General features: G+C 71.3%; 19 protein-coding genes and 1 pseudogene. 9 read left to right on the top strand and 11 right to left on the bottom strand.

Translation table 11 applies throughout. The features are described from left to right. Nucleotides 1-9 precede the first annotated feature (9 nt). From ACFQRI_RS12680 to ACFQRI_RS12670, 3 genes are all read left to right on the top strand, one after another. Nucleotides 10-4962 carry an NAD-glutamate dehydrogenase gene (locus ACFQRI_RS12680; RefSeq protein ID WP_380667967.1) on the top strand — a complete coding sequence of 1651 codons (4953 nt, stop codon included), beginning with the start codon at nucleotides 10-12 and terminating at the stop codon, nucleotides 4960-4962. Nucleotides 4963-5023: 61 nt separating this feature from the next. After that, nucleotides 5024-5446, top strand: coding sequence for an acyl-CoA thioesterase (locus tag ACFQRI_RS12675; RefSeq protein ID WP_380667965.1), 423 nt, complete (start codon nucleotides 5024-5026; stop codon nucleotides 5444-5446). Then, nucleotides 5439-6080, top strand: a complete 642-nt coding sequence (locus ACFQRI_RS12670) for a DUF8010 domain-containing protein (RefSeq protein ID WP_380667963.1) — start codon at nucleotides 5439-5441, stop codon at nucleotides 6078-6080. Before ACFQRI_RS12675 ends, ACFQRI_RS12670 begins: the two co-directional genes overlap by 8 nt. 168 nt (nucleotides 6081-6248) lie before the next feature. On the opposite strand, the gene ACFQRI_RS12665 is transcribed toward ACFQRI_RS12670, so the two are convergent. The 5 genes from ACFQRI_RS12665 to ACFQRI_RS12645 all read right to left on the bottom strand — a co-directional run bounded on the left by ACFQRI_RS12665 (nucleotide 6249) and on the right by ACFQRI_RS12645 (nucleotide 12435). Continuing rightward, a complete protein-coding gene (locus ACFQRI_RS12665) occupies nucleotides 6249-7532 on the bottom strand; it encodes an acyltransferase family protein (RefSeq protein WP_380667961.1) in 1284 nt (427 codons plus the stop codon). A 90-nt stretch (nucleotides 7533-7622) separates the two neighbouring features. After that, a complete protein-coding gene (locus ACFQRI_RS12660) occupies nucleotides 7623-8723 on the bottom strand; it encodes an alpha-amylase family glycosyl hydrolase (protein ID WP_417750620.1) in 1101 nt (366 codons plus the stop codon). After that, complete coding sequence (locus ACFQRI_RS12655) at nucleotides 8714-9088, bottom strand: globin (RefSeq protein WP_380668065.1); 375 nt, start codon at nucleotides 9086-9088, stop codon at nucleotides 8714-8716. Before ACFQRI_RS12655 ends, ACFQRI_RS12660 begins: the two co-directional genes overlap by 10 nt. Nucleotides 9089-9211: 123 nt before the next feature. Further along, the gene (locus ACFQRI_RS12650) at nucleotides 9212-10189 is read right to left on the bottom strand and encodes a mechanosensitive ion channel family protein (RefSeq protein WP_380667958.1); all 978 of its coding nucleotides are present in this window, start codon (nucleotides 10187-10189) and stop codon (nucleotides 9212-9214) included. A gap of 137 nt (nucleotides 10190-10326) precedes the next feature. Further along, entirely contained in the window at nucleotides 10327-12435 is a 2109-nt protein-coding gene (locus tag ACFQRI_RS12645) for a prolyl oligopeptidase family serine peptidase (protein ID WP_380667956.1), read from the bottom strand. Nucleotides 12436-12701: 266 nt separating this feature from the next. On the opposite strand from ACFQRI_RS12645, the gene ACFQRI_RS12640 reads away from it, so the two are divergent. Next, complete coding sequence (locus tag ACFQRI_RS12640) at nucleotides 12702-13349, top strand: HNH endonuclease (protein ID WP_380667954.1); 648 nt, start codon at nucleotides 12702-12704, stop codon at nucleotides 13347-13349. A 15-nt stretch (nucleotides 13350-13364) separates the two neighbouring features. Here ACFQRI_RS12640 and ACFQRI_RS12635 read toward each other — a convergent pair whose 3' ends face one another. After that, complete coding sequence (locus tag ACFQRI_RS12635; protein ID WP_380667952.1) at nucleotides 13365-13616, bottom strand: hypothetical protein; 252 nt, start codon at nucleotides 13614-13616, stop codon at nucleotides 13365-13367. A gap of 342 nt (nucleotides 13617-13958) precedes the next feature. Between ACFQRI_RS12635 and ctaJ the strand changes: the two genes are divergently transcribed. Both ctaJ and ACFQRI_RS12625 read left to right on the top strand, forming a co-directional pair. Next, nucleotides 13959-14219 carry an aa3-type cytochrome oxidase subunit CtaJ gene (gene ctaJ, locus ACFQRI_RS12630; RefSeq protein WP_380667949.1) on the top strand — a complete coding sequence of 87 codons (261 nt, stop codon included), beginning with the start codon at nucleotides 13959-13961 and terminating at the stop codon, nucleotides 14217-14219. Further along, a complete protein-coding gene (locus ACFQRI_RS12625; protein ID WP_380667947.1) occupies nucleotides 14206-14700 on the top strand; it encodes a DUF5130 family protein in 495 nt (164 codons plus the stop codon). The genes ctaJ and ACFQRI_RS12625 overlap by 14 nt, the downstream gene beginning before the upstream one ends. A 111-nt stretch (nucleotides 14701-14811) precedes the next feature. Here ACFQRI_RS12625 and pepN read toward each other — a convergent pair whose 3' ends face one another. After that, nucleotides 14812-17388 carry an aminopeptidase N gene (gene pepN / locus ACFQRI_RS12620; RefSeq protein WP_380667945.1) on the bottom strand — a complete coding sequence of 859 codons (2577 nt, stop codon included), beginning with the start codon at nucleotides 17386-17388 and terminating at the stop codon, nucleotides 14812-14814. Nucleotides 17389-17614: 226 nt separating this feature from the next. On the opposite strand from pepN, the gene ACFQRI_RS12615 reads away from it, so the two are divergent. The 3 genes and pseudogenes from ACFQRI_RS12615 to ACFQRI_RS12605 all read left to right on the top strand — a co-directional run. Then, nucleotides 17615-18232: a mycothiol-dependent nitroreductase Rv2466c family protein gene (locus ACFQRI_RS12615; RefSeq protein ID WP_380667943.1), complete on the top strand. Its 618-nt coding sequence runs from the start codon at nucleotides 17615-17617 to the stop codon at nucleotides 18230-18232. A gap of 98 nt (nucleotides 18233-18330) precedes the next feature. Next, a complete protein-coding gene (locus ACFQRI_RS12610) occupies nucleotides 18331-18993 on the top strand; it encodes an endonuclease V (RefSeq protein ID WP_380667941.1) in 663 nt (220 codons plus the stop codon). A 213-nt stretch (nucleotides 18994-19206) separates the two neighbouring features. Further along, nucleotides 19207-19275: pseudogene (locus tag ACFQRI_RS12605) on the top strand (endonuclease V); the annotation flags it as partial. A 22-nt stretch (nucleotides 19276-19297) separates the two neighbouring features. Here ACFQRI_RS12605 and ACFQRI_RS12600 read toward each other — a convergent pair. From ACFQRI_RS12600 to ACFQRI_RS12585, 4 genes are read right to left on the bottom strand one after another with little or no spacing between them, the layout of a single operon-like run. Continuing rightward, the gene (locus ACFQRI_RS12600; protein WP_380667939.1) at nucleotides 19298-20158 is read right to left on the bottom strand and encodes an immunity 49 family protein; all 861 of its coding nucleotides are present in this window, start codon (nucleotides 20156-20158) and stop codon (nucleotides 19298-19300) included. Further along, nucleotides 20155-24207 carry a WXG100-like domain-containing protein gene (locus ACFQRI_RS12595; RefSeq protein ID WP_380667937.1) on the bottom strand — a complete coding sequence of 1351 codons (4053 nt, stop codon included), beginning with the start codon at nucleotides 24205-24207 and terminating at the stop codon, nucleotides 20155-20157. Before ACFQRI_RS12595 ends, ACFQRI_RS12600 begins: the two co-directional genes overlap by 4 nt. Before the next feature lie 9 nt (nucleotides 24208-24216). Continuing rightward, entirely contained in the window at nucleotides 24217-24546 is a 330-nt protein-coding gene (locus tag ACFQRI_RS12590; RefSeq protein ID WP_380667935.1) for a WXG100 family type VII secretion target, read from the bottom strand. Beyond that, complete coding sequence (locus ACFQRI_RS12585) at nucleotides 24543-25094, bottom strand: YbaB/EbfC family nucleoid-associated protein (protein WP_380667933.1); 552 nt, start codon at nucleotides 25092-25094, stop codon at nucleotides 24543-24545. Before ACFQRI_RS12585 ends, ACFQRI_RS12590 begins: the two co-directional genes overlap by 4 nt. Between the last annotated feature and the right edge of the window lie 99 nt (nucleotides 25095-25193).

Raw genomic sequence — 25193 nt, 5'->3', positions numbered from 1 at the left:
TGCCTGAAGATGACCTCGAATCCCGGACAGTTGACGACCGGAGAACAAGTGAGCACCGAGTCCGGTGACCAGTCCGAGAACCCCGAACTGGCCAAGCAGCGGCTGCTGGACAGGGCCGTGGAGTTCGCACCCGAACTCCGCGAGCTGCTGCGTGCCTACTACCGGCACGTGCCCGCCGACGAACTCGTCGACGACGACCCGACCGACCTGGTCGGTGCGCTGAAGACGCATCACGCCCTGGCCGCCGCCCGCGTCGCGGGGCGCCCGCTGGTGCGGGTGTTCAACCCCACCCGCGAGCAGGACGGCTGGCGCGATCAGGCCACGGTCGTGCAGACCGTCACCGACGACATGCCCTACCTGGTCGACTCGCTGATAGCCGAGCTGGGTCGCGCCGGCGCCGAGGTGCTGCGCATCATCCACCCGATCGTCGTGGTCCGCCGCGACGTCGCGGGTGAGCTGCTGGAGGTGCTGCCCAGCGCGGACCCGGCCGACCCGCCCGCCGACGCCATCGCCGAGAGCTGGATGTTCGTCGAGATCGGCCAGGTCAGCGACCCGGAGCGGTTGGAGACCCTCAACCACGACCTGGCCGGGGTGCTCAACGACGTGCGCGAGGTGGTCGAGGACACCGAGCGCATGCACGCCACCGCGCGGGCGCTGGCCGACGAGCTGGAGCAGGACCCGCCGCCGCTGGCCGAGGAGGACGTGCACGACGGCGCCGGGCTGCTGCGCTGGCTGGCCGACGGTCACTTCACCTTCCTCGGCTACCGGCACTACGAGGTGGTGCGCGAGGACGGCGAGGACCCGGCCCTGCAGGCCGTGCTGGCCTCCGGTCTGGGCGTGCTGCGCAGCGACAGCGTCGCCGCGCGCAGCCTGACCGCGGGGCCCGGTTCGCAGGCCGCGGCGCTGTCGAAGAAGCTGCTGGTGCTCACCCAGGCCAGCGCTCCGTCCACAGTGCACCGCCCGGTGCACCCGTTCTACGTGGGCGTGAAGACCTTCAACGCCGCGGGCGAGGTCACCGGGGAGCACCGGTTCCTGGGGCTGTTCACCACCACCGCGCTGCACGAGGACGTGCTGGACATCCCGTTCGTGGAGCGCCGGGTGCGCGACGTGATCCACCGCGCCGGGTTCCCGCTGGAGTCCTACTCCGGGCAGCGGATGCTGGAGGAGATCCAGAGCTACCCGCGCACCGAGCTGTTCTCCACCGACTTCGACACGCTGCAGGAGACCATCACCGGCGTGCTGGCGCTGGCCGGGCGGCGCAAGATCAAGCCGTTCCTGCGCCGCGACTCCTACGGCCGGTTCTTCTCCTGCCTGGTCTACCTGCCCCGGGACCGCTACACCACCAGCTCCCGGCTGGCCATGCAGGAGGTGCTGCTCGACGAGCTCGGCGGCACCGGGCTGGAGTACAGCACGCGGGTCGGCGAGTCGATCCTGGCGCGGGTGCACTTCGTGGTGCACACCGACCCGGACCACCAGGTGGAGCCGGACCTCGGGCGCATCCAGCGGCGGCTCGACGAGGCCATCCACACCTGGGACGACCAGATGCTCGCCGAGGTCGACGCCGAGCAGTCCGGCGGCGAGCAGCGCGCCGGGGCGCCCGCCGAGGCCACCAGCCAGATCGGCCTGCAGTTCGCCAGGGCCTTCCCGGAGGCCTACAAGGAGGACTTCACCGCCGCCAAGGGGCTGGCCGACCTGCGCAGGCTGGAGGCGCTGGACGGGCCGGACGACCTGGACATGTCCTTCTACGTGCCGCGCGACGCCAGCGCGGGCCAGCGCCGCTTCAAGATCTACGTGGGCGGCCGGGTGACGCTGTCGCGGGTGCTGCCGGTGCTGCAGAGCATGGGCGTGGAGGTCGTCGACGAGCGCCCCTACGAGATGGTGCTCGAGCACACCGGGCGCAAGTACTGGATCAACGACTTCGGCCTGCGGCTGGAGCCGGGCCTGCTGGACAGCACCGATCCGCAGCTGCTGGACTCGCTGCGGCAGCGGTTCGAGGACGCCTTCCGCGCGGCCTGGGTGGGCAACGCCGAGGTGGACCGGTTCAACGCGCTGGTGCTGCGCGCAGGACTGGACTGGCGGCAGGCCGCGGTGCTGCGCGCCTACGCCAAGTACCTGCGCCAGGTCGGGATCGCCTACACCCAGGACTACATCGAGGAGACGATCCTCGAGCACCGCGCCACCACGACCGCGCTGGTGCAGCTCTTCGAGGCCCGCTTCGACCCGGCGCTGTCCGAGGCCGAGCGGGAGACGCGGGTCGCCGAGCTAACCGAGCAGGTCGGCTCGCTGATCGACGACGTGACCAGCCTCGACGCGGACCGGATCCTGCGCAACTACCTGAGCTTGATCCTGGCCACGCTGCGCACCAACCACTACGTGGACGCCGGCGACCGCGCGCGGCCGTTCCTGGCTCTGAAGCTGGAGCCGCGGGAGATCCCGGGGCTGCCCGAGCCGCGCCCGCAGTACGAGGTGTTCGTCTACTCGCCGTGGGTGGAGGGCGTGCACCTGCGCTTCGGCTCGGTGGCCCGCGGCGGTCTGCGCTGGTCGGACCGCAGGCAGGACTTCCGCACCGAGATCTTGGGCCTGGTCAAGGCGCAGGCGGTGAAGAACGCGGTGATCGTCCCGGTCGGCGCCAAGGGCGGGTTCGTGGTGAAGCGCCCGCCGGCGCCCACCGGCGACCCGGCGGTGGACCGCAAGGCCGCGCAGGAGGAGGGCATCGCCTGCTACCGGATGTTCATCTCCGGCCTGCTCGACCTCACCGACAACCTGGTCGCCGGCCAGGTCGAGCCGCCGCGCCAGGTGGTCCGCCACGACGGCGACGACACCTACCTGGTGGTCGCGGCCGACAAGGGCACCGCGACGTTCTCCGACATCGCCAACGAGGTGGCCAAGAACTACGGCTTCTGGCTGGGCGACGCGTTCGCCTCCGGCGGTTCGGTCGGCTACGACCACAAGGCGATGGGCATCACCGCCAAGGGCGCGTGGGAGAGCGTCAAGCGGCACTTCCTGGAGTTCGACCACGACACCCAGGCGCAGGACTTCACGGTGGTCGGCGTCGGCGACATGGCCGGTGACGTGTTCGGCAACGGGATGCTGCTCTCCGAGCACATCAAGCTGGTCGCCGCGTTCAACCACATGCACGTGTTCATCGACCCGGACCCGGACGCGGCCGTGTCCTTCGCCGAGCGCCAGCGGCTGTTCCAGCTGCCCCGCTCGACCTGGGACGACTACGACCGGACCAAGATCAGCGAGGGCGGCGGCGTGTGGTCGCGCTCGCTGAAGTCGATCCCGCTGAACCCGAAGATCCGCGCGGCGCTGGGCATCGACGAGTCGGTGGAGGCGCTGGCGCCGCCGGAGCTGATCAAGAAGATCCTGCTCGCACCGGCCGACCTGCTGTGGAACGGCGGCATCGGCACCTACGTCAAGGCCGCCTCCGAGACGCACGCCGAGGTGGGCGACAAGGCCAACGACGCGGTGCGGGTCGACGGCGCCGACCTGCGGGTCAAGGTCGTCGGCGAGGGCGGCAACCTGGGCCTGACCCAGCTGGGCCGCATCGAGTTCGCCCGCACCGGAGGCAAGGTCAACACCGACGCGCTGGACAACTCCGCCGGGGTGGACTGCTCGGACCACGAGGTCAACATCAAGATCATGCTGGACCGGCTGGTCGCCGACGGCAGGCTCACCGGGCCGCAGCGCAACGAGCTGCTCGCCGAGATGACCGACGAGGTCGGCGAGCTGGTGCTGGCCGACAACCACTCGCAGAACGAGGTGCTGGGCGTCTCGCGCGCGCACGCGGCCTCGATGCTGCCGGTGCACGCGCGCCAGGTCGTCGAGCTGGAGCAGACCACCGGCCTGGACCGCGAGCTGGAGGCGCTGCCCACCAAGAAGCAGTTCCGCGAGCTGGAGCGCTCCGGTGCCGGGCTGACCTCGCCGGAGCTGGCCACCCTGATGGCCCACGTCAAGCTCAAGCTCAAGCAGGACGTGCAGGCCAGCGACCTGCCCGACAGCGAGGCCTTCGGCAACCGGCTGATCGAGTACTTCCCGCGGCCGCTGCGCGAGCGCTACGCCGAGGCGATCCCGTCGCACCCGCTGCGCCGGGAGATCATCACGATGATGCTGGTCAACGAGATGGTCGACGGGGGTGGGATCTCCTACGCCTACCGGCTCTCCGAGGAGATCGCCGCGTCCAGCACCGACGCGGTGCGCGCCTTCGAGGTGGTCACCGAGGTCTTCGACCTGCCCGAGCTGTGGCGGCGCATCGACGAGCTGGGCGGCAAGGTCCCCGCGACCGTCGCCGACGAGCTGGTCCTGGAGAGCCGCAGGCTGCTCGACCGGGCCTCGCGCTGGATGCTGACCAACCGGCCGCAGCCGCTGGCCATCGGCGCGGAGATCGCCCGGTTCCGGCCCGTGGTCAGCGCGCTGTTCCCGTCGGTTAGGGGGCTGCTGCGCGGGCACGCCGCCGCGGCGGTGACCGAGAAGGTCGAGCGCTGGATCGAGGCCGGCGTGCCGGTGGACCTGGCCGAGCGGGTCGCGGTGCTGCTGGACGCGTTCGCGCTGCTGGACATCCGGGAGGTCGCCGAGCTCGCCGAGCGGGACACCGGCGTGAGCGCCGAGCGCAGCCCGCAGGAGAGCGCCGACCTGTACTACGCCCTGTGGGAGCACCTCGGGTTCGAGCTCATGCTGCAGGCGGTCAACGGCCTGGAGCGGGACAGCCGGTGGCACGCGCTGGCCAGGCTGGCGCTGCGGGACGACTTCTACGCCTCGCTGCGCGCGATCGCCATCGACGTCCTGCGCACCAGCGAACCCGAGGACGACCCCGAGCAGAAGATCGCGCGCTGGGAGTCGGCGAACTCCTCGCGGCTGGCGCGGGCGAACTCCTCGCTGGAGCAGATCGCCGGTTCCGGCAGGCTGGACCTGGCCACCTTGTCGGTGGCCGTTCGCCAGCTGCGCAGCATGGTCCGATGAACGAGGGCGGCTCGCGGCCCAGCGCCGCGGGCCGCCCGCACGGTGAGGAGGGATTTCCCCGGTGGGCGCGTTCGTAGCCGAAGTGGCGCTGCGTTGGTCCGACATGGACGCGTTCGGTCACGTCAACCACGCCAGGACGATCACACTGCTGGAGGAAGCGCGCGCCGACCTGCTGTTCAACGAGGCGGAGCGGCGGGGCCTGCAGGGCATGGCCGAGGGCATGGTGGTGGGCCGCGTCGTGATCGACTACCACAGCCCGCTGGTCTACGAGGCGAAGTCGCTGCAGGTGCGGATCTCGGTGCGCGACCTCAAGGCCGCGTCGTTCGTCATGGACTACACCGCCTTCGCCGAGGAAGCGGTGTGCACCGCGGAAACCCTGATGGTCCCCTACGACCTGGAGGCGGGGCGCCCGCGCAGGCTCACCGCCCCGGAGCGCGATTTCCTGTCCGAGTGGCAGGTCGATTTGGAGCCGCACCGTGCCTGAACTGCGAATGCCGGACGCCACCGAACGCGACGACCTGGGCGCGTTCGTCGCCCGCGCCGTCCGGTTGGACTCCCAGGCCCTCGTGCGGATGCGCAACCGCCCCGGCACCGACCGGGTGGACGCGTGGGCGGCGACCCCGTTCGACGCGCTGTGCACCCGTTCGGTGGTGGGACAGGTCGACCCCTCGGACGTCACGGTCTCGGGCAACGAGCTGCTGGCCACGCTGACCGTGGCGGGCGGCGAGGTGATGGACCCGGGCCCGCCCAAGGACATCATGTGGCACTCCGAGCTGCCTCCGCAGCAGGGCTGGCACCGGGTGGACGACCTGCCCGCGGCCCTGGTCGGCGAGGTCGCCGAGCGGGGCATCGGCGTGGCCAAGGAGAACGTCGGCCCGAAGGGGACCCCGCCGGCCTCGCTGCTGGACCAGGAGGTCTTCACGGTCTCCGGCTCGGGCCTGGAGGTGAAGGTCCCGCTGCGCTGCCTGTTCGTCCTCTCCGGCATGGGCTTCCTGGTCCCCAGCCCGTCGGAGTCGGAGATCGTCCGCGTCAGCGCCACCGATTCCTGGCTGCGCCTCGACTCGCGCTACGGCGCGGTCACCCGCCGCCGCCACGCCCTCCTACCGCTGCTGATCTGAGGCCACCGCTCTCCGGGCCACAGCGCCCGCGCTCGCGAGCGCGCGCTCCGCGGCCGGAAGACCGGCCCGGGGGCGCGCACTTTTCCATCAAGAGCCCGCGCCCCGCGCCTGCTGACCTTCGAGGAGAAAGTGCGCGGGCGCGGCACCGCCGCGGTGCCGGGCGGGGTTCTAGGCGCGCGGTTGCAGGCGCTTCATGCACCAGACGACGGCGTCGCTGGTGAAGGCCTCGAGCGGGCCGCGGCGGAAGAAGCGGCGCCAGAGGTTGGCGAAGGCCAGGGCGAAGATCAGGAAGATCTCCGCGATGTAGATGTTCACGAACCGCGCCAGGCCCTCGGGCTCGCTGGCGTCGCGCGGGAAGGACGGCAGCTCCGGGTCGTCCAGCGGGAGGTTCGGTCCCGCGGTGGCCAGCTCGGTCATCCACTGCGGCTTGCCGCACAGGTGCCATCCGCCGACCACGACCTGCCAGTTCATCACCAGCACGTGCAGCGCGTAGAGGGTCAGCGCCATCGACCCGGCGTTGGCCAGCGGCGTGATCCACTTGCCCGCGAGATCGGCGACCGCCAGGCACACCGCCAGCGCGACGAGCGCCACGCCCGCGGCGCTGACGATCTCGAAGCTGGTGCCCGAGTGCGAGCTGGCGTCCAGCAGCCACTCCGGGTGGTGGACGTCGACGGTCCCGTCGTTGGGCCCCGGCGGCTCGGTGATCACCAGCGCCTTGGACAGCCAGCGGGCGCCCAGCGCCAGCACCAGGCCGACCGCGGCGATCCACACCCGCGTCGCGGTCGAGCGCAGGTCCATCCGCCCGACCGCCAGACCGGCCAGCACCAGCGGCATGTAGGACATCGCCGGGTAGAAGCCGAGCAGCAGCAGGTCGAAGATGCCCTCGTCGGCGAACTGGTGCGCCGGGTCGACGGAGTTGACCATCGCCACCAGCCCGGCCAGCGGGGTGTCGGATTCGACCCACCCGCGCAGCACGAACGACAGCTGCGGCCCGGCGAGCACGGCGACGACCGCCGCGGTGATCAAACCGCGCGAGCGCATCCGCAGGAACGGGACCGACAGCAGGAAGTACATCCCGTAGAACGGGATGATCACCGTCAGCAGGAAGCCGGTGTCCTCGGTCGCCTTGACCAGGATCCAGCCGACCACCAGCAGGATTCCGGCGCGCACCGCGACCCGCAGCCGGGCGTCGCGCAGCTTCGCCCCGGTCGGCGGTTCCTGGCGCCCGGTCATCAGCGCCAGCGACACCCCGGCCAGCAGGGTGAACAGCGCGGTCGAGCGCCCACCGGCGAACTCGCTGATCCGGTCGTGCACGGCGCCCGTGGTGAACGGGACGGCGAAGTGGATGCAGAACATCCCGAAGACGGCGAAGAACCGGGCGACGTCGACCCCGACCAGTCGCCCGGCGCGGGTGGCCTGCGCTGAACCGGATCGGGGCGCAACGGTGGTCATGGCTTCTCACGGTGTCTCGGTGGCGGTCGCCTGCAACCTACATAGCGGCGCGGCGGCCATCTCCACCTGTCCGGGTGAGTGAGGCGTCGATCACGCCAGCCAGGCGGCCGTCCCCGGCGGGAGCGCGCCGCCGGCCACCGGGCGCGAGCTCAGCAGCAGCTCACCGGGTGGCAGCGGAACCGGCTCGGCCGAGGTGTTCAACGCGCAGATCAGGCTGCTGCCGGTCCGGCGGAACGCGAAGCAGTCCTCCGGCGCGCCGAACCACTCCACCGATTCGCCGACGAAGGCCGGGTGGGTGCTGCGGATCTCCAGGGCGTGCCGGTAGAGCGACAGCGTGGAGTCGGGGTCCTCCAGCTGGGCCTCCACGGTGAACTCCACCCAGTCGTCGGGGATCGACGGCCAGTCGCCCTGGGCAGTGGAGAAGCCGAACGGGGAGCGGTCGCCCTCCCAGGGCATCCGGATCCGCTCGGTGCCCGGCAGCCCCAGCTCCTCGCCGTGCCGCAGGCACACCGCGCCCGGCAGCGCCAGCTGCACCAGCGCCATCGCGCGCACCGGGGTCAGCGCCGCGTGGTCGCGGATCCGCGAGGTGTCCCGGCTGGCCATCGCCCACGCCGGGCGCGGCCCCTCGCCACCCAGCACGGCGTCGATCGCGTTCTGCACCGGGCCCGCCGAGAACCCGGCCACCGCCAGGTCCAGGCCGAACAGCAGGTGCCAGTTGCCGGTGCCGCTGCCGATCACCACGCGGTCCGGGTAGTCGGCCAGCACCGCGGCCACCGCGTCGTTCGGGTCGTTGCGGGGGGCGAGGTGGAAGCCGTCGAGCCCCGCGTCCAGCCACGGGCGCAGCACCGGGCCGGGGTCGGTTCGAGCCGGATCGACGTCGAGGGCCAGCAGCACGCGCAGGCCGGCCCCCCGCGCCTCGGCCAGCAGGTCCGCGAGCTCGGTGGAGTTGGGGTCGCCGCCGGCGACCCCGGCCAGCACGACCGCGTCCACGCCGAGCAGTTCCACGTAACCCAGCCGGGCGCGCAAGCCTTCCAGGTCGCCGACGCCGTCGCCGTCCACGTCGGCGAACGCGCCGACATCGACCTGGTAGCAGACGGCGTCCCACCACCAGGGGGCGCCGTCCAGGTCGGGGCCGTTGCCCACCTGCATGAACGGGTCCTTTGCTTGTCGGTCCGGTTCGGTCAGAACCACGAGTTCATCATGCTGTTGGCGGCCATCTCGAGGTACTGCCACAGCTGCTCGCGGTGCTGCGGAGCCAACTGGGCCTCGTCGACCGCGATGCGCATGCAGCGCAGCCAGGCGTCGCGCTCGGCGGGTCCGATCTTGAACGGCGCGTGCCGCATCCGGAGCCGCGGGTGGCCGCGCTGGTCGGAGTAGGTGTGCGGGCCACCCCAGTACTGCATCAGGAACAGGCGCAGCCGCTCCTCGGCAGGACCGAGGTCTTCCTCGGGATACAGCGGTCGCAGCAGCTCGTCCTTGGCCACCTCTTCGTAGAAGCGGGCCACGATCCGGTGGAAGGTCGCTTCGCCGCCGACCTGCTCGTAGAAACTATCCACGGAAGTCACAACCCCATCCTCTCAGGCGAGGGTGAACGCTCGGCCCCCACGGCGATGCGAAACGTCACAACGAGGCGGAAACCCCCGGGGGCGCGCACCGCCTACGAGGGTTTCCGCTGGTGATCAGCTGGGGTTCTGCAGGTTCGGCACCGGCCGGCCCGCGGGGTAGGGCGGCTCGATGTCCTCGTCGCTGTAGGCCCGCTTGATGTCCACGCGCAGCCTGCGCTGCACCGCCCACTGCTTGCCGGGGCGGACCTTGACCGTCAGCCGCAGCGTCACGGTGTCCGCGGTGATCGAGTCCACGCCCAGCATCTGCGGGGGCTCCAGGACGTCCTTGGACAGCGGTTCCTTCCCGGCGGCCTCGGTGGCCACCTGCGTGGCGACCTCGATGGCCTTCTGCACGTCGGACTTGTGCGAGATCGGGAAGTCCACGACCGCCACCGCGAAGCCCTGCGAGGAGTTGCCCACCCGCAGGATCTCGCCGTTGCGGACGTACCAGACGGTGCCGTTGATGTCGCGCAGCGTGGTGACCCGCAGGCCCACCGCCTCGACCGAGCCGGTGGCCTCGCCGAGGTCGACCACGTCGCCTACGCCGTACTGGTCCTCGACCAGCATGAACATCCCGGACAGGAAGTCGCGCACCAGGTTCTGCGCACCGAACGCGACCGCGACACCGACCACACCGGCCGACGCCAGCACCGGGCCGATCTGGATGCCCAGCACCTGCAGCACGTAGACCACGGCCAGGCCGAAGACCACGAACGAGGCCAGCGACTTCAGCACCGAGCCGATCGTGCGCGCCCGCTGCTGCCTGCGCTCGGAGAGCAGCTCGGCGGTCAGGCTGTCACCACGTCGCTCGCGCAGCGGGGACAACAGCTTCGGGGGCTTGCCGTTGCCCTGCGTCAGGCGGGTGATCATGCGGTGCAGGATCCAGCGGATCACCAGCGCGACCAGCACGATCGTCAGGATCTGCAGCGGCTTGGCCACGAGCAGGTCCGCGTAGGAGGCGAGCCACTCGTTCTTCGTCCAGTCCAGGACTATGTGGCACCAGCGGGCGTCCTGCTCGCACGTCGGGGGTTGGGTCAGCAGTGGCAGGTTCATGGATTCGGGGTTCTCCACGGGTTTTGCGGTGCGGCCGGCGGGGACGGGGGTTGTCGGGCGAGCACCGTCCGAAGGACGTGCACGCCCCGCCGCGCACGTACTGCATCGAATTCGGTTCGCCCGGCGTTATCGCCGGCTCAGTCGAACGTGAGACCTGTCGCGTCCGCCAGGAACGCGAGCTGGTCCGTCGCGAGCCCCACGGTACGGGAAATCGAACGGGCGGCGTGCCCCACTTCGGTCTCCCTGCGCAGCAAGATCGGCCGCTTGGCCGGGTCCGAGCCGCTCGCGTGCTGCAGCGCGGCGCACATCTTGCGGGCGTGGTTGGGGTCGACCCTGGTGTCCGACTCGAAGACGGTGAACAGCACCGACGGGTAAGCGGTGTGCTCGGTCACGTTGTGGTACGGCGAGTAGGACAGCAGCCAGCCCAGCTCCTCGGGGTCCTCCGCGGTGCCGTACTCGTCGTTCCAGGTCCGGCCGAGCAGGAACCGCTCGTAGCGCACCATGTCCAGCAGCGGCGCCGAGCACACGACCGCCCGGTAGAGCTCCGGGCGCTGGGTCAGCGCCGCGCCCACCAGCAGCCCGCCGTTCGAACCGCCGGAGATGCCCAGCTGGTCGGCCGTGGTCCAGCCCGCGTCGATCAGGTGCTCGGCGGCGGCGTGGAAGTCGTCGAAGGTGTGCTGCTTGCGCTCGCGCATCCCGTCGGTGTGCCACTGCTCGCCCTCCTCGCCGCCACCGCGCAGCGCGGGCAGCGCCCAGACGCCGCCCGCGGCCACCCAGGCCAGAGCGCTGGCCATGTACCCGGGGGTGCGGGACAGCGAGAAGCCGCCGTAGCCGGTCAGGAACGCCGGCCGCGGGCGGTCCGGCTCGGCCACCGGGCTGAGCACGAACATCCGCACCTCGGTGCCGTCGGCCGAGCGGTAGGTCACCTGCCGGGTGTGCACCTCGGGCAGCTCCACCGCGCCCGGGGCGGCCTGCTCCAGCGACACCTCGCCGGTGGCGTGGTCGTAGACGTGCACGCACGGCGGGGTGGCGAAGTCGGTCCAGCCGATCCAGATCTTGTCCCGGTCCCGGGTGGTGCGCTGGTCGACGGTGCGCAGCGCGGTGATCTCGCCGGTGCCGGGCAGCGGCAGGTCGGCGGTCTTCGCGCCGGTGGCCGGGTCGTGCAGGGTCACCTCGGAGACCGCGTGCCGGGTCCACAGCGCCACCAGCCGCGGGTCCCCGTCGCCGGGGTCGAACAGGTCGACGTCCTCGAGCACCGAGTCCGGCGCCTCGCTGATCAGCTCGGTCCAGTTCTCCGGCTCCGGGCGCTCCGGGTCGGTGACGCACAGCCGCCAGCGCGGCGCGTCCAGCGTGGTCATCACGTACATCCGCCCGTCCGGCTCGACCCAGGCGCCGACCCGGTAGCCGTCCGAGGTGTCCACGATCTGGCGCAGCTCGCCGTCGCCGGCCAGGTCGGCGATCCACACCGAGTCGCGGCGGGCGGTGCCGGGGCTGCCGTGGACGATCAGCCAGCGCGCGTCGTCGGAGACCCCGGCGCCGTAGTAGTAGGTCGGGTCCAGGCCCTCGCCGTGCACCAGCACGTCGTGCTCGTCCGGATCGGTGCCCACCCGGTGGCGGTAGACCCGGCGGTGGAACTGCTCCTCGCTCTCGGGCACCTGCTCCGGGGGAAGCCTGCGCACGTAGTAGAACTCCGCGCCGCCGGGCAGCCAGGAGATCGTCGAGTAGCGGCAGCGGTCGATCGGGCCCTCGACCACCTCGCCGCTGGTCACGTCCATGACGTAGAGCTTCGACTCCTCGTCGCCGCCCACCGAGATCTGGTAGGCCAGCAGCTCGCCCTCGCGGCTCGGCGACCAGCGGTCCAGCGTGGTCAGCCCGGACGGGTCCAGCTCGGTCACGTCCAGCAGCACCCGCTCGGTGCCGTCGGGCTCGCGCACGCCGACGACGCCGAACTCCTGGTCCGGCTGGCGGCGGTTGAAGAACGCGCGACCAGAGCGCCACACCGGGACGCCGACCGAGCCGGACTTCAGCAGCGACGCGAGCCGCGACGAGATCGCTTCGCGTCCGGGCAACCGGTCCAGCCACTCGCGGGCCAGCCGGTCCTGGGCCGCGGACCAGGCCTCGGTGCGCTCGTCGGCGGGGTCCTCCAGCCACCGGTACGGGTCGGCGACGCGGTGTCCGTGCAGGTCCTCGACGAGGTCGTCGCGTTCGGCTCTCGGATAGCTCAGGTGCGCATGAACGTCGGTCACGTCGGCGACGATACGTGCCGCGGGGGAGCCGTTCGGCGGCATCGCGGCGAGCGGCCGCCGAACGGCGCGGAATCACCCGGAGAGATCATTCGCGCCCCGGCGGCGGGTGATCGAGAATGGAGTTCGGGGTTCGCACGCGGTCGCGATGGTGCTCACCTGCGAAAATGCGGGGTGGGGTGAATCACCCGGCGTGGCGTGGCGAATCACACGTGCGTTCGGCTGGGTTTCTGTGCTGAACTTTGGCCGACACCGGTGGAGGTGGTCGCGTGCCAGACCGACAACCGACCCGACAACCGGCGCGGAAGGCCACGAGCCTCGCGTCGCGGGCCCCGTTGTGCCCACCGGCCCGCGGGCAGGGGCCACCCCAGGCGGATCGGCCGCCCGGTCACACGCCCTCCTGGCGCAAGCGCCGCGTGCTGCTGCTCAACACGACCTTCGAACCGCTCACCGCCCTGCCGCTGCGGCGCGCCATCGTGATGGTCGTCTGCGGCAAGGCCGAGGTGGTCCACGGGGACTCCGCCGGCATGGTGCTGCACTCGGCGAACACCACGGTGGAGATCCCGTCCGTGATCAGGCTCAGCACGTTCGTGCGCGTGCCGTACCGCGGCCGGGTTCCGCTGACCCGCGCGGCGCTGATGCTGCGGGACAACCACCGGTGCGTCTACTGCGGCGCACGAGCGGAAACCATAGATCATGTTCTCCCGCGCTCGCGCGGGGGGCCGCACACGTGGGAGAACTGCGTCGCCTGCTGCACCAAGTGCAACCACCGCAAGGCGGACAAGACCCTCAGCGAGCTGGGCTGGCGGCTCCCGGTGGCGCCGCAGGCGCCGCGCGGCAGGCACTGGCGGCTCCTCGCCGGGCTGAACGACGCGGATCCGCTGTGGCTGCCCTACCTGGGAGAGTCCGCGGCCTGAGGATCTGCGCTCGGGTCAGCTGATCCGCACCCCCTCGCGCCCGCTGATGCGGACCCCGCTGCGGCCGCTGATGCGGACCCCGCGCCGGTTGCTGATCCGCACGCCGCCGCGCCCGCTGATCCGCACGCCGTGGCGGCCGGAGATCCGCACGCCCCGGCTGATCCGGACGCCGTGAGCGCTGATCCGCACGCCGTGTTCAGCGAGTGGCCGACCGGTCTCCGGAAGCGTGATCTGGGTGGCCTGAGTGGCGGTTTCGAAGATCGACATGGCGTGCCTCCGTGAGCTCTCCGTGTCCAAAACGGGTGTGATCAAATATTCAAGACCCATACAGGTGAAAAGCTATGATCACGAGCTGCGAGTAACAAGCCGCCAACTCGACCTGTCTGGGAGCCGTCCGGTTCGACTCCATTTGGCCGCCCACGTTCGTGCGAATGAGTGAAACGAAGTGAATCGGGTCACTTAACTTCGATGCAGTGGGTAGCTGAACGGAATTCTTTCCTCCGGGTGCCGTTTCGCTCGGGGATCAGCTTGTTCGCGAGCCGGCGAAAGATCGAAGTGCGCGGCGTCGCCGCGCACACAGGAACTCGGCGATCGGCTACCGTACTGACCGTGTTGACTGTCGCGGAGACTGTGCTCGCCCTGGTGGTGATCCCAGCGGCCATCTACGGCCTGATCGTGCTGATCGCGATGTGGCCGAGGTTCTCCCGGCCGCGGTACCGCGCGGGCGAGGAGTGGAACTTTGCGCCCGTTTTCTGGGCGGCCAATCCCGCCGGCGTGAACAACGCCGCGCCGACGGACGTCGAAGGCGGGGCCGTGCCGGACGACGCGCGGCCCAGCACTGCCCGGGGAGGTGCACGTGGCAACTGGTGAGAAGGCGCCCGTCGAGGACCGCGAGCCCGGCGAGGGCGAAGCGCTGATGCCCACCGGGCGGATGTCGATCGCGCGCCGCGTCGAACCCGACCGCCCTCGCCTGCCGTTCAGCCCGGGCCAGCTGGCCCGCCTGGACGACGCGATGACGCAGGCCAGCCGCAGCACCGGTCTGGAGTTCGCGATCTACCTGGGCGACCTCGGCGAGGACACCCGCAAGCAGGCCGAGGAGCTGCACGCGGGCCTCGGGTCCGCGGCGTCCGAGGGCGCGCTGATCGCGGTGTCGCCGGGGCAGCGCAAGTTCGAGATCGTCACCGGCGAGGAGGCGCACCGGCGGATCCCGGATCGCTCCTGCCAGCTCGCCGCGATGAGCATGGTCGCCTCGTTCAAGGAGGACGACCTCATCGACGGGATGATCAGCGGCATCCGGATGCTCGCCGACGCGGCGGGCACCTCGTTCAAGAAGCCCCACGAGCACCACTGACCGACCGCGCGAAGCCGCCCCGGAACCGACTTCCGGGGCGGCTTCTTCACGTCGGGACCGGTTTCGCCTGGAACCGCGCGGTCCCGGGGCGGTTCCAGGCGAAACGGGGCGTCACGAGCGGTCGAACTCGCGGGCGGCGAGGGCGCGGACGATGCCCGCGCGACCCTCCGAGACCAGGCGGCGCAGAGCGGCCGGGCGGTCGCCCGCCAGCCACTCGTCGGCCGCGGCGACGGTCTCGTCGGTCACCGCCCAGGACGGGAAGAGCCCGATCACCGTGGGCTGCGCGCGCTCGCTGGAGCGGCGGGCCCACACCTCGTCGATCTCGGCGAAGTACCGCTGCACGTACGGCGCGAGCAGCTCGCGCTGCGCCGGGTGCTGGAAGCCCGCGATGATCGCGTCGCTGATCGCGTTCGGCAGCTGGTCGTCGTGCACCGCGCGCTGCCAGGCGCGCTCCTTGGCCTCCGCGTCCGGGATCAGCGAGCGGGCCCGCTCGGCACGGCGCTTGCCGGTGGCGGTCTGGTCCTGCGCCAGCTGCGCGTCGATCTCGGCCTCGTCGGCCTTGCCGTGCGCGACCAGCGCCTGCAGCAGCTGCCAGCGCAGGTCGGTGTCCACGGTCAGGCCGGGCAGCGGGTCGGAGCCGTCCAACCAGCCGCGCAGCGCGGTCAGCTGCTCCTCGCCGAGCACCGAACCGGCCAGCGAGTTCACGAAGGCCAGCTGGCGGTCCGACCCCGGCTCCGCGGCCCGGGCCAGCTCCAGCAGTCGCGTGCTGAACCGCTTCCAGCCCTCGGCCTGCCAGGACGGGTCGGCGTAGGAGGCCAGCGCGGTCTGGGTCTGCAGCAGCACCCGCTGCACCACGCCGATCTGGCTCTCCGCCCCGATTCCCGCCTCGGCCGAGGAGCCCAGCACCAGGTTGACGAAGTCGCGGGCCTTGAGCTCGGCCTCGCGGGTCATCTCCCAAGCGGTGGACCAGCACAGCGCGCGCGGCAGCGACTCGTCGATGTCGCCGATCCGGTCGATCACCGAGGCCAGCGAGTCCGGGTCGAAGCGCAGCGAGCAGTAGGTCAGGTCGTCGTCGTTGACCAGCACCAGCTTGCCGCGGTGCACCCCGACGAGCTCGGCGACCTCGGTGGTCTCGCCGGTGACGTCGAGCTCGACGCGGTGCTGGCGCACCAGCTTGCCGCCCTCGTCGTCGTAGACGCCGATGGCCAGGCGGTGCGTGCGCATCTCGCCCGCGCCCGGCCGGGCGCCGTTCTGGACCACCGAGAAGGAGGTGAACCGGCCTTCGTCGTCGGTGCTGAAGCGCGGCCGCAGCATGTTCAGCCCGGTGGTCTCCAGCCACTGCGCGCTCCACCAGGACAGGTCCCGGCCGGAGGCCTCCTCCAGGGCCTGGAGCAGGTCGTTCAGGGTGGCGTTGCCCCAGGCGTGGCGGTCGAAGTAGACCCGCAGCCCGGCCAGGAAGTTCTCCAGCCCCACGTAGGCCACCAGCTGCTTGAGCACCGAGGCGCCCTTGGCGTAGGTGATGCCGTCGAAGTTGACCTCGACGGCCTGCAGGTCCTGGATGTCGGCGGCCACCGGGTGGGTGGAGGGCAGCTGGTCCTGGCGGTAGGCCCAGGACTTCTCCACGCTGGCGAAGGTTGTCCACGCGGCGTCGTACTCGGTGGCGCTGACCTGGGCGAGCACGCTGGCCCAGGTCGCGAACGACTCGTTGAGCCACAGGTCGTCCCACCAGCGCATGGTGACCAGGTCGCCGAACCACATGTGCGCCATCTCGTGCAGCACGGTCTCGGCGCGGCGCTCGTAGAGGTAGCCGGTGACCTTCGAGCGGAACACGTAGTCCTCGAGGAAGGTCACGCAGCCGGCGTTCTCCATGGCGCCCGCGTTGAACTCCGGCACGAAGCACTGGTCGTACTTGCCGAACGGGTAGGGCACGCCGAAGGCCTTGTGGTAGAAGCCGAAGCCCTGCTTGGTCTCGGTGAACAGCCGCTCGGCGTCGAGGTGCTCGGCCAGCGAGGCGCGGCAGTAGACGCCCAGCGGGATCTCGTCCTGGCCGTCCTCGCCGGGGAAGGTGTCCCGCCACTCGGCGTAGGGGCCGGCGACCAGGGCCACCAGGTAGGTCGACATCGGTCGGGTGGTCTCGAAGGTGTGCCGCTGGACGCCGGAACCGCTCTCGGCGACCTCGGCCGCGGCGTTGGAGATGACCTTCCAGGACTCCGGGGCGTCCACGGTGATCTGGTAGGTCGCCTTGAGGTCCGGCTGGTCGAAGCAGGTGAACATCCGCTTCGCGTCGGCGGTCTCGAACTGGCTGTAGAGGTAGACCGCCCCGTCGACCGGGTCGATGAACCGGTGCAGGCCCTCGCCGGTGTTGGTGTAGGCGCAGTCGGCGCGCACCACGAGCTCGTTCTCCTCGGCCAGCCCGGGCAGGGCGATGCCGGTGGACTCGTCGTAGTCGGAGAGGTCGAGCTCGACGCCGTTGAGCACCGCGCTGCGCACCTTCGAGGCCATCAGGTCGATCCAGGTGTCGGCGCCGGCGCGGTTGCTGCGGAAGCGAACCGTGGTGGTCGAACCGAAGGTCTCCACCTCGGGGCCGCCTGCGCCAGCGGACAGGTCCAGTTCGATCGCGTAGGACTGGACCTCCAGCAGTGCTGCGCGCTGCTCGGCCTGTTCGCGGGTGAGGTTCGGCGGTGCCACGGATCACCTCGTCGTTCGTAGGGGCAAGTTCGAAGCGGCCGCTCCTGGCGACCCGGCTCGCATCAAATCACGTCGGTGTAGTTCTCCGCTGCGGGGCACACGCCCCTCGTTCCGCGGCGTGTCGGCCGGATCGGGAAGACGAGCGCCCTCTCGCTGGTTGGTACCTCAAGACGGGGCGTCGTGCGAGACGCCCGGCAACACGATCTTTCTCTCTATGGAGGCTGGGATGACCGCCGCTGCCCGCCCGCGCGTGGACTTCTACTTCGATCCGGTGTGCCCGTTCGCCTGGGTGTCCTCGCGCTGGATCCTCCAGGTGGCGAAGGTCCGCGACATCGACCTGCACTTCCGGGTGATGAGCCTGGCGGTGCTCAACGAGGGGCGCGACCTGCCCGAGGAGTACGTCGACCTGATGGAGAAGGCCTGGGGCCCGGTCCGGGTGTGCATCGCCGCCGCCGAGGGCCACGGCGAGGAGGTCCTGGAGCCGCTGTACACCGCGCTGGGCCACCGCCTGCACAACAAGGGCGAGAAGGACTACGACCAGGTCATCGCGGACTCGTTGGCCGAGGTCGGGCTGCCCGCCGAGCTGGCTCGCGCCGCGAGCAGCACCGAGCACGACGAGGAGCTCCGGGCCAGCCACCACCGGGGCATGGACCCGGTCGGCGACGAGGTCGGCACCCCGACCCTGCACGTCGACGGGGTGGCGTTCTTCGGCCCGGTGATCACCCGCGTCCCGGAGCCCGAGGAGGCGGCCAAGATCTTCGACGGTGCGGTCGCCATGGCCAGCTACCCGTACTTCTTCGAGCTCAAGCGCAGCCGCACGGAGAGCCCGCAGCTCGACTGGTGACCGCGCATGACGGGGAGGTCACGGTTCTTCCCGGCTTTCCCGAGCGGGCCGGCCGTGCGCGCGGCAACCGCGGTCGCGCGCACGGCCGGGCTCGGCGCGTGATCGAGGTCCGCGAGCACGAGCGGCCGTCCACGGTGTCGGAAGCGGTGGCCGTCCAGCAGCGCCTGCGCCCGCTGGTGCGCTTCGACGGCCAACCGGCCGAGGTCCGCACCGCGGCGGGGCTGGACGTCGCCTACGACGAGTCCTCCGACGAGCTGGTGGCCGCGGTGGCCGTCCTCGACGTGCCCGCGCTGTCCGTCGTGGACAGCACCGTCGTCCGCGGACGCGCCGAGTTCCCCTACGTCCCGGGTCTTTTCGCCTTCCGCGAGGCCCCGCCGCTGCTGGCGGCGCTGCAGCAGCTCTCGGTCGTGCCGGACGTGCTGGTCTGCGACGGCCAGGGCCTGGCCCACCCGCGCCGCTTCGGTCTCGCCTGCCACCTCGGCGTGTTGACCGACCTCCCGGCCATCGGGGTCGGCAAGACCCCCATGGGCCGCTTCGACCCGCCGGGCGAACCGCGCGGCGCCTGGACGTCGATCGAGATGGACGGCGAGGAGGTGGGCAGGGCCCTGCGCACGCAGGAGCACGTCAAACCGGTCTTCGTCTCGGTGGGCCACCGCTACGCCCTGGACGCCGCCTGCGACCTCGTGCTCGGCCTGGCCCCGAAGTACCGCCTTCCGGAGACCACCCGAGCAGCGGACCAATTGGGACGCCGAGCCGGTTGAGCTCCTCAGCGCTCCGCCGCCCGACGCCCTCGGAAGCAATCCGGGGCTCGAGCAGGGAAGTCATCTTCGGCCCAGGTGTTCTGCCTGATCATCGACCCGCGCTGGTCGAGATCCGTCCGCCGAGGCTCGCAGTTTCGCATGATCGGCTGCCCGGGCCTGTCGGGGTGGCGGTCGGGTTGAACGTAGCCGGGACCGGGTCCTTCGGCGGGATCGCTGCAGCGGCTCTCGGTCGCGCTTGACGTGCTGGTCTGCGACGGCCAGGGCCTGGCCCACCCGCGCCGCTTCGGCCTCGCCCGCCTGGCGGTCAGAACTGGTACTCGGCGGTCCTCGCTCCCGCGACGAACCCGGATGGCAGGTAGCCGGAGGACACCTCAACCGGAAGCCCCGAATCGTTCGCGAGGCACGCGAATGCCAGTGGTGCGAGCGCAACCTGGCCGACCGGGTTCGCCGCCTGATCATCCGAGCTGGTCCAGAATTCCCGATGCGAACGCAAGGAATCGGCGAGCGCTTGGCTGAAGCCGTCGCTGTCCCGAGCGCCAAGCCGCAGGAAGGCGATGAACTGCGGGTAGAAGATGTTGCTCAGGTAAGAGGAAGGCGTTTTGGAGACGTGTTCAGGCGCGAGCAGCCTGGATGATTCCTCCATCTCCGCCCGCAGCTGTTCGTCGTCGTTCAGGAAATACGCCTGCAGAGCCTTGATCCAGTGGTAGACGAACTCGTCGAAATCATCGGACCGCGCCCGCAGCGTGGATTCCTCCACATCGCACAGATCGCGAATTCGCTTGAAATCGCGGCTGATGACTGCCAGCCACAGCGCGGTCTGCCAGCGGTCCGCGTTGCTGTAGTGCGTCGGTCCGGTGGCAGGCACCTCGTAGCGCGTGTCGTCGATGAGGCAGTCGACCGAGTCCTCATCGGAGGTCGCCACGGCGAAGATGGCGGACAGCGCCTGGTCGGCAATCGTGAGGGCCTTCCAGGTGTCCAGGAGTTCGGCGCTCCGATCCACCGAGCACTGGTGCCCGAGGCGAATGAGCGAGATGTCGGCCAACGTGTTGAGCTGACTGGGAACCTTGGTGATTCCCGCGGCGAGCGTGCTGAATCCACTCGTGAGCGCGGGGAGCTTCTCGGCGGCCTCCTGCGTGTCCGCAGGGTGATTGTCCACGGTAATCATCGCTCACCCGCATCATCGTTCTGGTTTCGCAATGGGTCCATCTGAGGAGGATCCAAATCGAACTCAGTGGCCTCGTAGCCGATGTTATCACCCTTGATGGTTGCTTGGACGCCGATGTATTGAACGCGCGGAGGAACGCGGCCGTCTTCGAGGTCGAGCTGTCGAGCGAGTGAAATCCGCGTGGCGAGGTCTGGATCCGAGATGAAGAGCTTCGACAGGATCGTGTCGAAATAGGCCGGATGCCCTTGCTGAACTCGCCGCGACCCGGTCATGTCCCAGCGTGCGTCGTACGACGCGTAGGGTCCCTTCGCCTCGGTGACGAGGAACTCCCCCTCGACGGGCTCGCGGATCTGGTCGAACTCGTCCGCACCGCTGCGTCCGCCGGCTGATCCGACGTTGCTCTGAACGGGCTCGGTTTCCGCGCCTTCGCCCCACGTGCGCGCGATGAAGTCACTGCTGAAGCGGTCCGCAACCGCTTCGCCGGTCTCCTCGCCGAGCTTCGTGCGAATCGTCGCGTGGTACTTCTTGTCCGCGACCACATCCTCGTCCAGTGCCCGTTCGATCTCGAGTTTCGACGCGTTGGGCTGGATTTCCCCGGACTCGGTCGCATCGGTTTTCGCCTGGTCGTACCGCGCTCGTGCTCGGTCGGCATCGGACGCGATCGAGGGGCGGTTCTCGTGGCTCAGAGCGCGGTCGTCGCCGTCGCGGCGGTGGCGTTCCATGTTCGCTTCGATCTGCTGCTCGATGCGTTGCTGGACGTCGCGCGGGTACGAACCGGCGTCGGAACCCTTCGGGAAGAAGGGCTCGGGAGCGGGGAGGTCATCGGCCAAGACCGGTTTGCCGTCAACGAGTTTGACGTCGAGCTTCGGCTCCCCGTATTCGTCGGTGCGCTTGCGCTTCAGGTCGCCGTTGTCGTCGCGCTGGTCCGGAAGGGGGTTGCCGTTCGAGTCCACGTCCTCGCGATGCGACCTCCAGACGAGCTCGACCCGGCCGCCCTTCTCACGTTCGTAGTAGTGCCGTTCGATGTAACCGGGGTCGTTGACCTTGTCCCGAGGAGTTCTGCCGGACCCTTCGTAGGGTCGATCTCGCCAGTCGCCTTCGCCCTTCTGACCCCGAGCTTCGGCGTCATCGGGGGCTTGGCCCGGGTCCTCCCCGTCCCGGGGCGGGTGGAAGCCGTCGTTGCTGGCTTCCGTCGTGGTGCCGTCGGGGTCGTGGGTGTCCCAGCCGCCGTTCGGGGGCCAGCCCGGGCGGCCGTCGGGGCCCATGTCGGAGGCGAAGACGCGGCCGCTGCCGTCGGTCCAGGCCAGGCCGCGCGGGGCGGTGACCGGGACGCCGAGCTCGTTGGCGAGGTCCCGGGCGAGGCCGCTGGTCCCGGCGTCGCAGGAGAGCAGGCGGATCGGCTTGCCGTCCCAATCGGGGTCGTCGCGGAGCACGTCGGCGAACTCCTTCGCGGAGAAGGTGTGATCGCCGATGCGGACCCGGCCGTCGGGCAGCGCGTGGACGTCGGCCGTGTGGTGGACGCCGTCGTCGGGGACCTTGTCCGCGAGCTCGCGCATGTTCGGGTCGGTGTGGAACGACGAACCGGCCGGGGTCTGCTGGCGGGTCGACTCGGCCGCTGCGACCTGGTCCTGGCGCTCGGGCGTGCCGGGCTCGGCGTCCGCGCGGGGATCGGGATCGGTCCGCGGCTGGTCCGCCGGGCCGTCGCCGTCCGGGCGCGGAGGCCGCTGGTCGCCGTCCGGGGCGGGGCGGTTCGCGTCCGGCCGCGTGCCCTCCGGCCGGGTGGTGGGTGCTTCCCGGTGCGGAGCCGCGTCCGCGGAGTGCGGGGCGCGCTGCTGGGGCAGGTCGGTGCGTCCGGCTGGTCGCGCGGGCGCCTCCGGGCCGCGCGCGGCGGCCTTCGGGCGTCCCGAGTCGGGGCTCGGGCCCGCCTCGCCGGTCGGGCGCGCCGCCGCACCGGGGGAGCCCGCGGTTCCGGTCCAGCCGCTGCCCCCGCCGGACCGGCCGGTCGAGGGGGTGCTGCCGCCGCCGGCGCCCTGGCCGCCGCCACCGGCGGGCGGAGCGCCCATCACGCCGCCTGCGGGCCCGCTCGGGCCGGTCGGGTTGCTCGGCGCCGCGGGGGAGGGGCTGCTGGGTGCTGCGGTCCCGGCGGGCGGCGCGGTCGCAGTTCCCGACTCGGAGGCCGACGACGTGGTCGCCGGGCCGTCCGGGGAATCGGCCGACAGCGAACCGCGCATCGACGTCGCTCCGCCGGAGGGCGCCCCGCCGGACGGGGACGCCGCGGCCGCGCCGCCCGAACCGGCGCCGTCCGAGGTGGAGGACCCGGGGCTCGAATCCGGCTGGGACGCCGACGTCCCGGTGCCCGAGGGTGCGCCTGCGGTGTCCGACGAGGCGTCGCCGGCACTGCGCGCCGGACCGTCGCCCGGCGCGTCGGAGCCCGAGGCGGTCGATGCCGCCGAACCGCCGGAGGACGTGCTCGAATCGGCCGAGCCGTTGCTCGACCCCGTCCCCGAGGCCGCGGACCCGTCCGAACCGGACGAGGGTGCCCCGGAGGGCGTCGCGGGCGAATCCGCGCCGGAGCTCGAACCGGTCGACGAGCCGGAACCGCTCGCGACGTCGCCGGGCGTGCTGGCGGAACCCCCGCCGCTGCTCGAGGAGGCCGCGGCGTCGCTGGAACCCGAGGAAGAGCCCCCGGAATCGGAGCTCACCGAGCTGGTGGGGGTCGCGGAGCCGTCCGCACCCGACCCGCTCGACGAGTCCGAACCCGCCGATGATGCGCCGGAGTCCGGAGCGCTGGAGCTGGAATCGGCGTCCGACGAGCCGGAGTCCGATCCAGTGGGGCTCGAATCAGCCGAGGACGAACCCGAGGCCGCGTCGCTGGAGCTCGAATCGGCCGAGGACGAGCCGGAACCCGATCCGCCCGAGGACGAATCGCCGGAGGAAGGGGCCGAATCCGATCCGGAGGACGAGTCGGGACCTGAGTCGCCGGAGCTCGATCCGCCGGAGTCCGAACCCGATCCGCCGTCCGAGCTCGACGAACCGTCGGTGTCGGGCACGTCCACGTCGCCGCCGAGCCTGCCGAGCCCGGCCCCGGCCGCGCCCATGCCCGCTCCGGTGACGCCCCCGGACGCCGCGCCCATGCCCACGTCGCCCCAGTCGACCTCGCCCTGGGTGATCAGCTGCTCGGCGGCGCTGGGCGTGGCGCCCTCGGGCGCGCCGAGCGCGCCCTCCTGGAGCGCTTCCTTGCCGACGGCCTTCGCCGCGCTCTCGGCCGCTTCGCGCGCCGCGTCCCCGGCGGCGTCGCCGGCCGCGCGCCCGGCCGCGGTGCCCGCTTCGCGCGCCGCGTCCCCGGCGGCGTCGCCGACGGCGTTGCCGGCGCCCTTGCCGATGCCCTTGCCCACGCCCTCGAAGACGCCGCCGACCGCACCGCCGATGGCTCCGCTGACCGCGGCCTCGCCGAACTTGCCCGCGTCCAAGCCGTCCCGGTTGCCCTGCGCGACCTGCACGCCCTGCACCGCGAACTCGATGGCCACCGAGCTGGCGACCTCGATGGCGACGTTCTTCAGGATGCTCATGACCAGCTGGCGGAAGAACACCTGCACCGCGCTGCGGGTGGCGACCTGGGCCGCCGCCGCACCCGCGCTGGAGGCTCCGAAGGTGAACGGTGCGGCGGCTGCCATCGCTGCCAGCTGGATGGCCAGCGCGATCAGCGAGGCGATGATGGTCAGCTTGGTGTGCTCGACGTCGAGCGCGGCGTCGTCGCAGGACTTGGCGAGCTTCTCGCACGCCTCCTTGAGCTTGGGCAGCGCCGCTTCGCCGCCCTCGCCGATGTCCTTCCACAGCTCGTCGAAGGCCTCCGCGGTCTTGCCGGTCATGGCGCCGCCGGCCTGCGCCGCGCCGCCGTTGGCCGAGTCGCGGACCTGCTCGATGCCGTCGGCGGCGGCGCGCCACGCGTCGGCCATCCGGCGCATCGCGTCCTCATCGCCCTCCGGCCAGGACTGGCCGACGACGATCGGCAGCAGCCACTTGACCTCGTCGGGCATCTCGATGCTCAACTCGGCCCCCTACCGCGGCATGTCCGAGCCGGACCGCTGGATGCCCGAGGCCGAGCGGGCATCGCCCTGCTCGGTGTCGTCAGCGGTGGCCTTCAGGTTGTCGTCGATGTCGCCGAGCGCCTTGACGACCTTCTTCACGCTGTCCAGCACGCCGTCGCGGCCCTCGGTGTAGTCGCCGCCGAACTTCTGGCCCGCCTCGTCCCCGCCCCAGCACTCGCCCTCGGAGTCGAGCGCGGACTCGAGCGTGCTGAGCACGTCGTCGAGATCGTCGCCTGCGTTGCCGATCTTCTTGCCCCCGGCGCGGATCTCGCCGGGCTGCATCCGCATCTTCCCGCTCATCGGCGGCCCCCTCGTCGGCTGTTGTCCCAGTCCCAGTCGTCGTCCCAGTCGGGCCGCGCGCTCACCTGCGGCGCGGGCCGGTGCTCCGCGGACTCCTCGCTGCGGCGCCGGGCGCGTTCGGCCTCGGGGTCCGGCGGTTCGACCAGCGGGGTGCCGCGCAGCAGGCCCTGCAGCGCGGGCATGCCCGGCACCTCCGGCACGTTCGAGGTGTCGGCCTCGGCCGCGAAGGTGCTCCGCAGCTCGCGCTGGGCGGTCCCCGCGGCCTCGCGCAGGACGCTGGTGATCGCGGCGGCCAGCTTGTCCGGCGTGGTGCGCTGGAACGCCTTGTCCGACAACCGCACCTCCTGCGCGGTTCCGGTGGCGTCGACCCGCGCGGTGACCATGCCGTCCTCGGAGGACACCTCGAAGGTGCGCTGCGCCGCCTCGTCCTGCTTCTGCTCGATGTCGGCGGTTCTCCTCCGGAGGTCCGCGAGCATGTCGTCGATCTGGTTGCGCAGCGCCGCGTTGCGCGCGGCCTTCTCCGAGCTCGCCGCGTCGAAGTCGGACATGTTCGGCCTCCCGTGGAATCCCCGTTCGCCCGAGTTTGACGTGCGGCGCGGTCGAACGGTGCCGCTCCGCGGGGGAATGCGGCTCAACGGAGCGCTCGG

The organism is Saccharopolyspora griseoalba, from assembly GCF_042665275.1.
GTDB classification, from domain to species: Bacteria; Actinomycetota; Actinomycetes; order Mycobacteriales; family Pseudonocardiaceae; genus Saccharopolyspora; species Saccharopolyspora griseoalba.
This window is presented reverse-complemented; position numbering and strand designations above follow the sequence as displayed.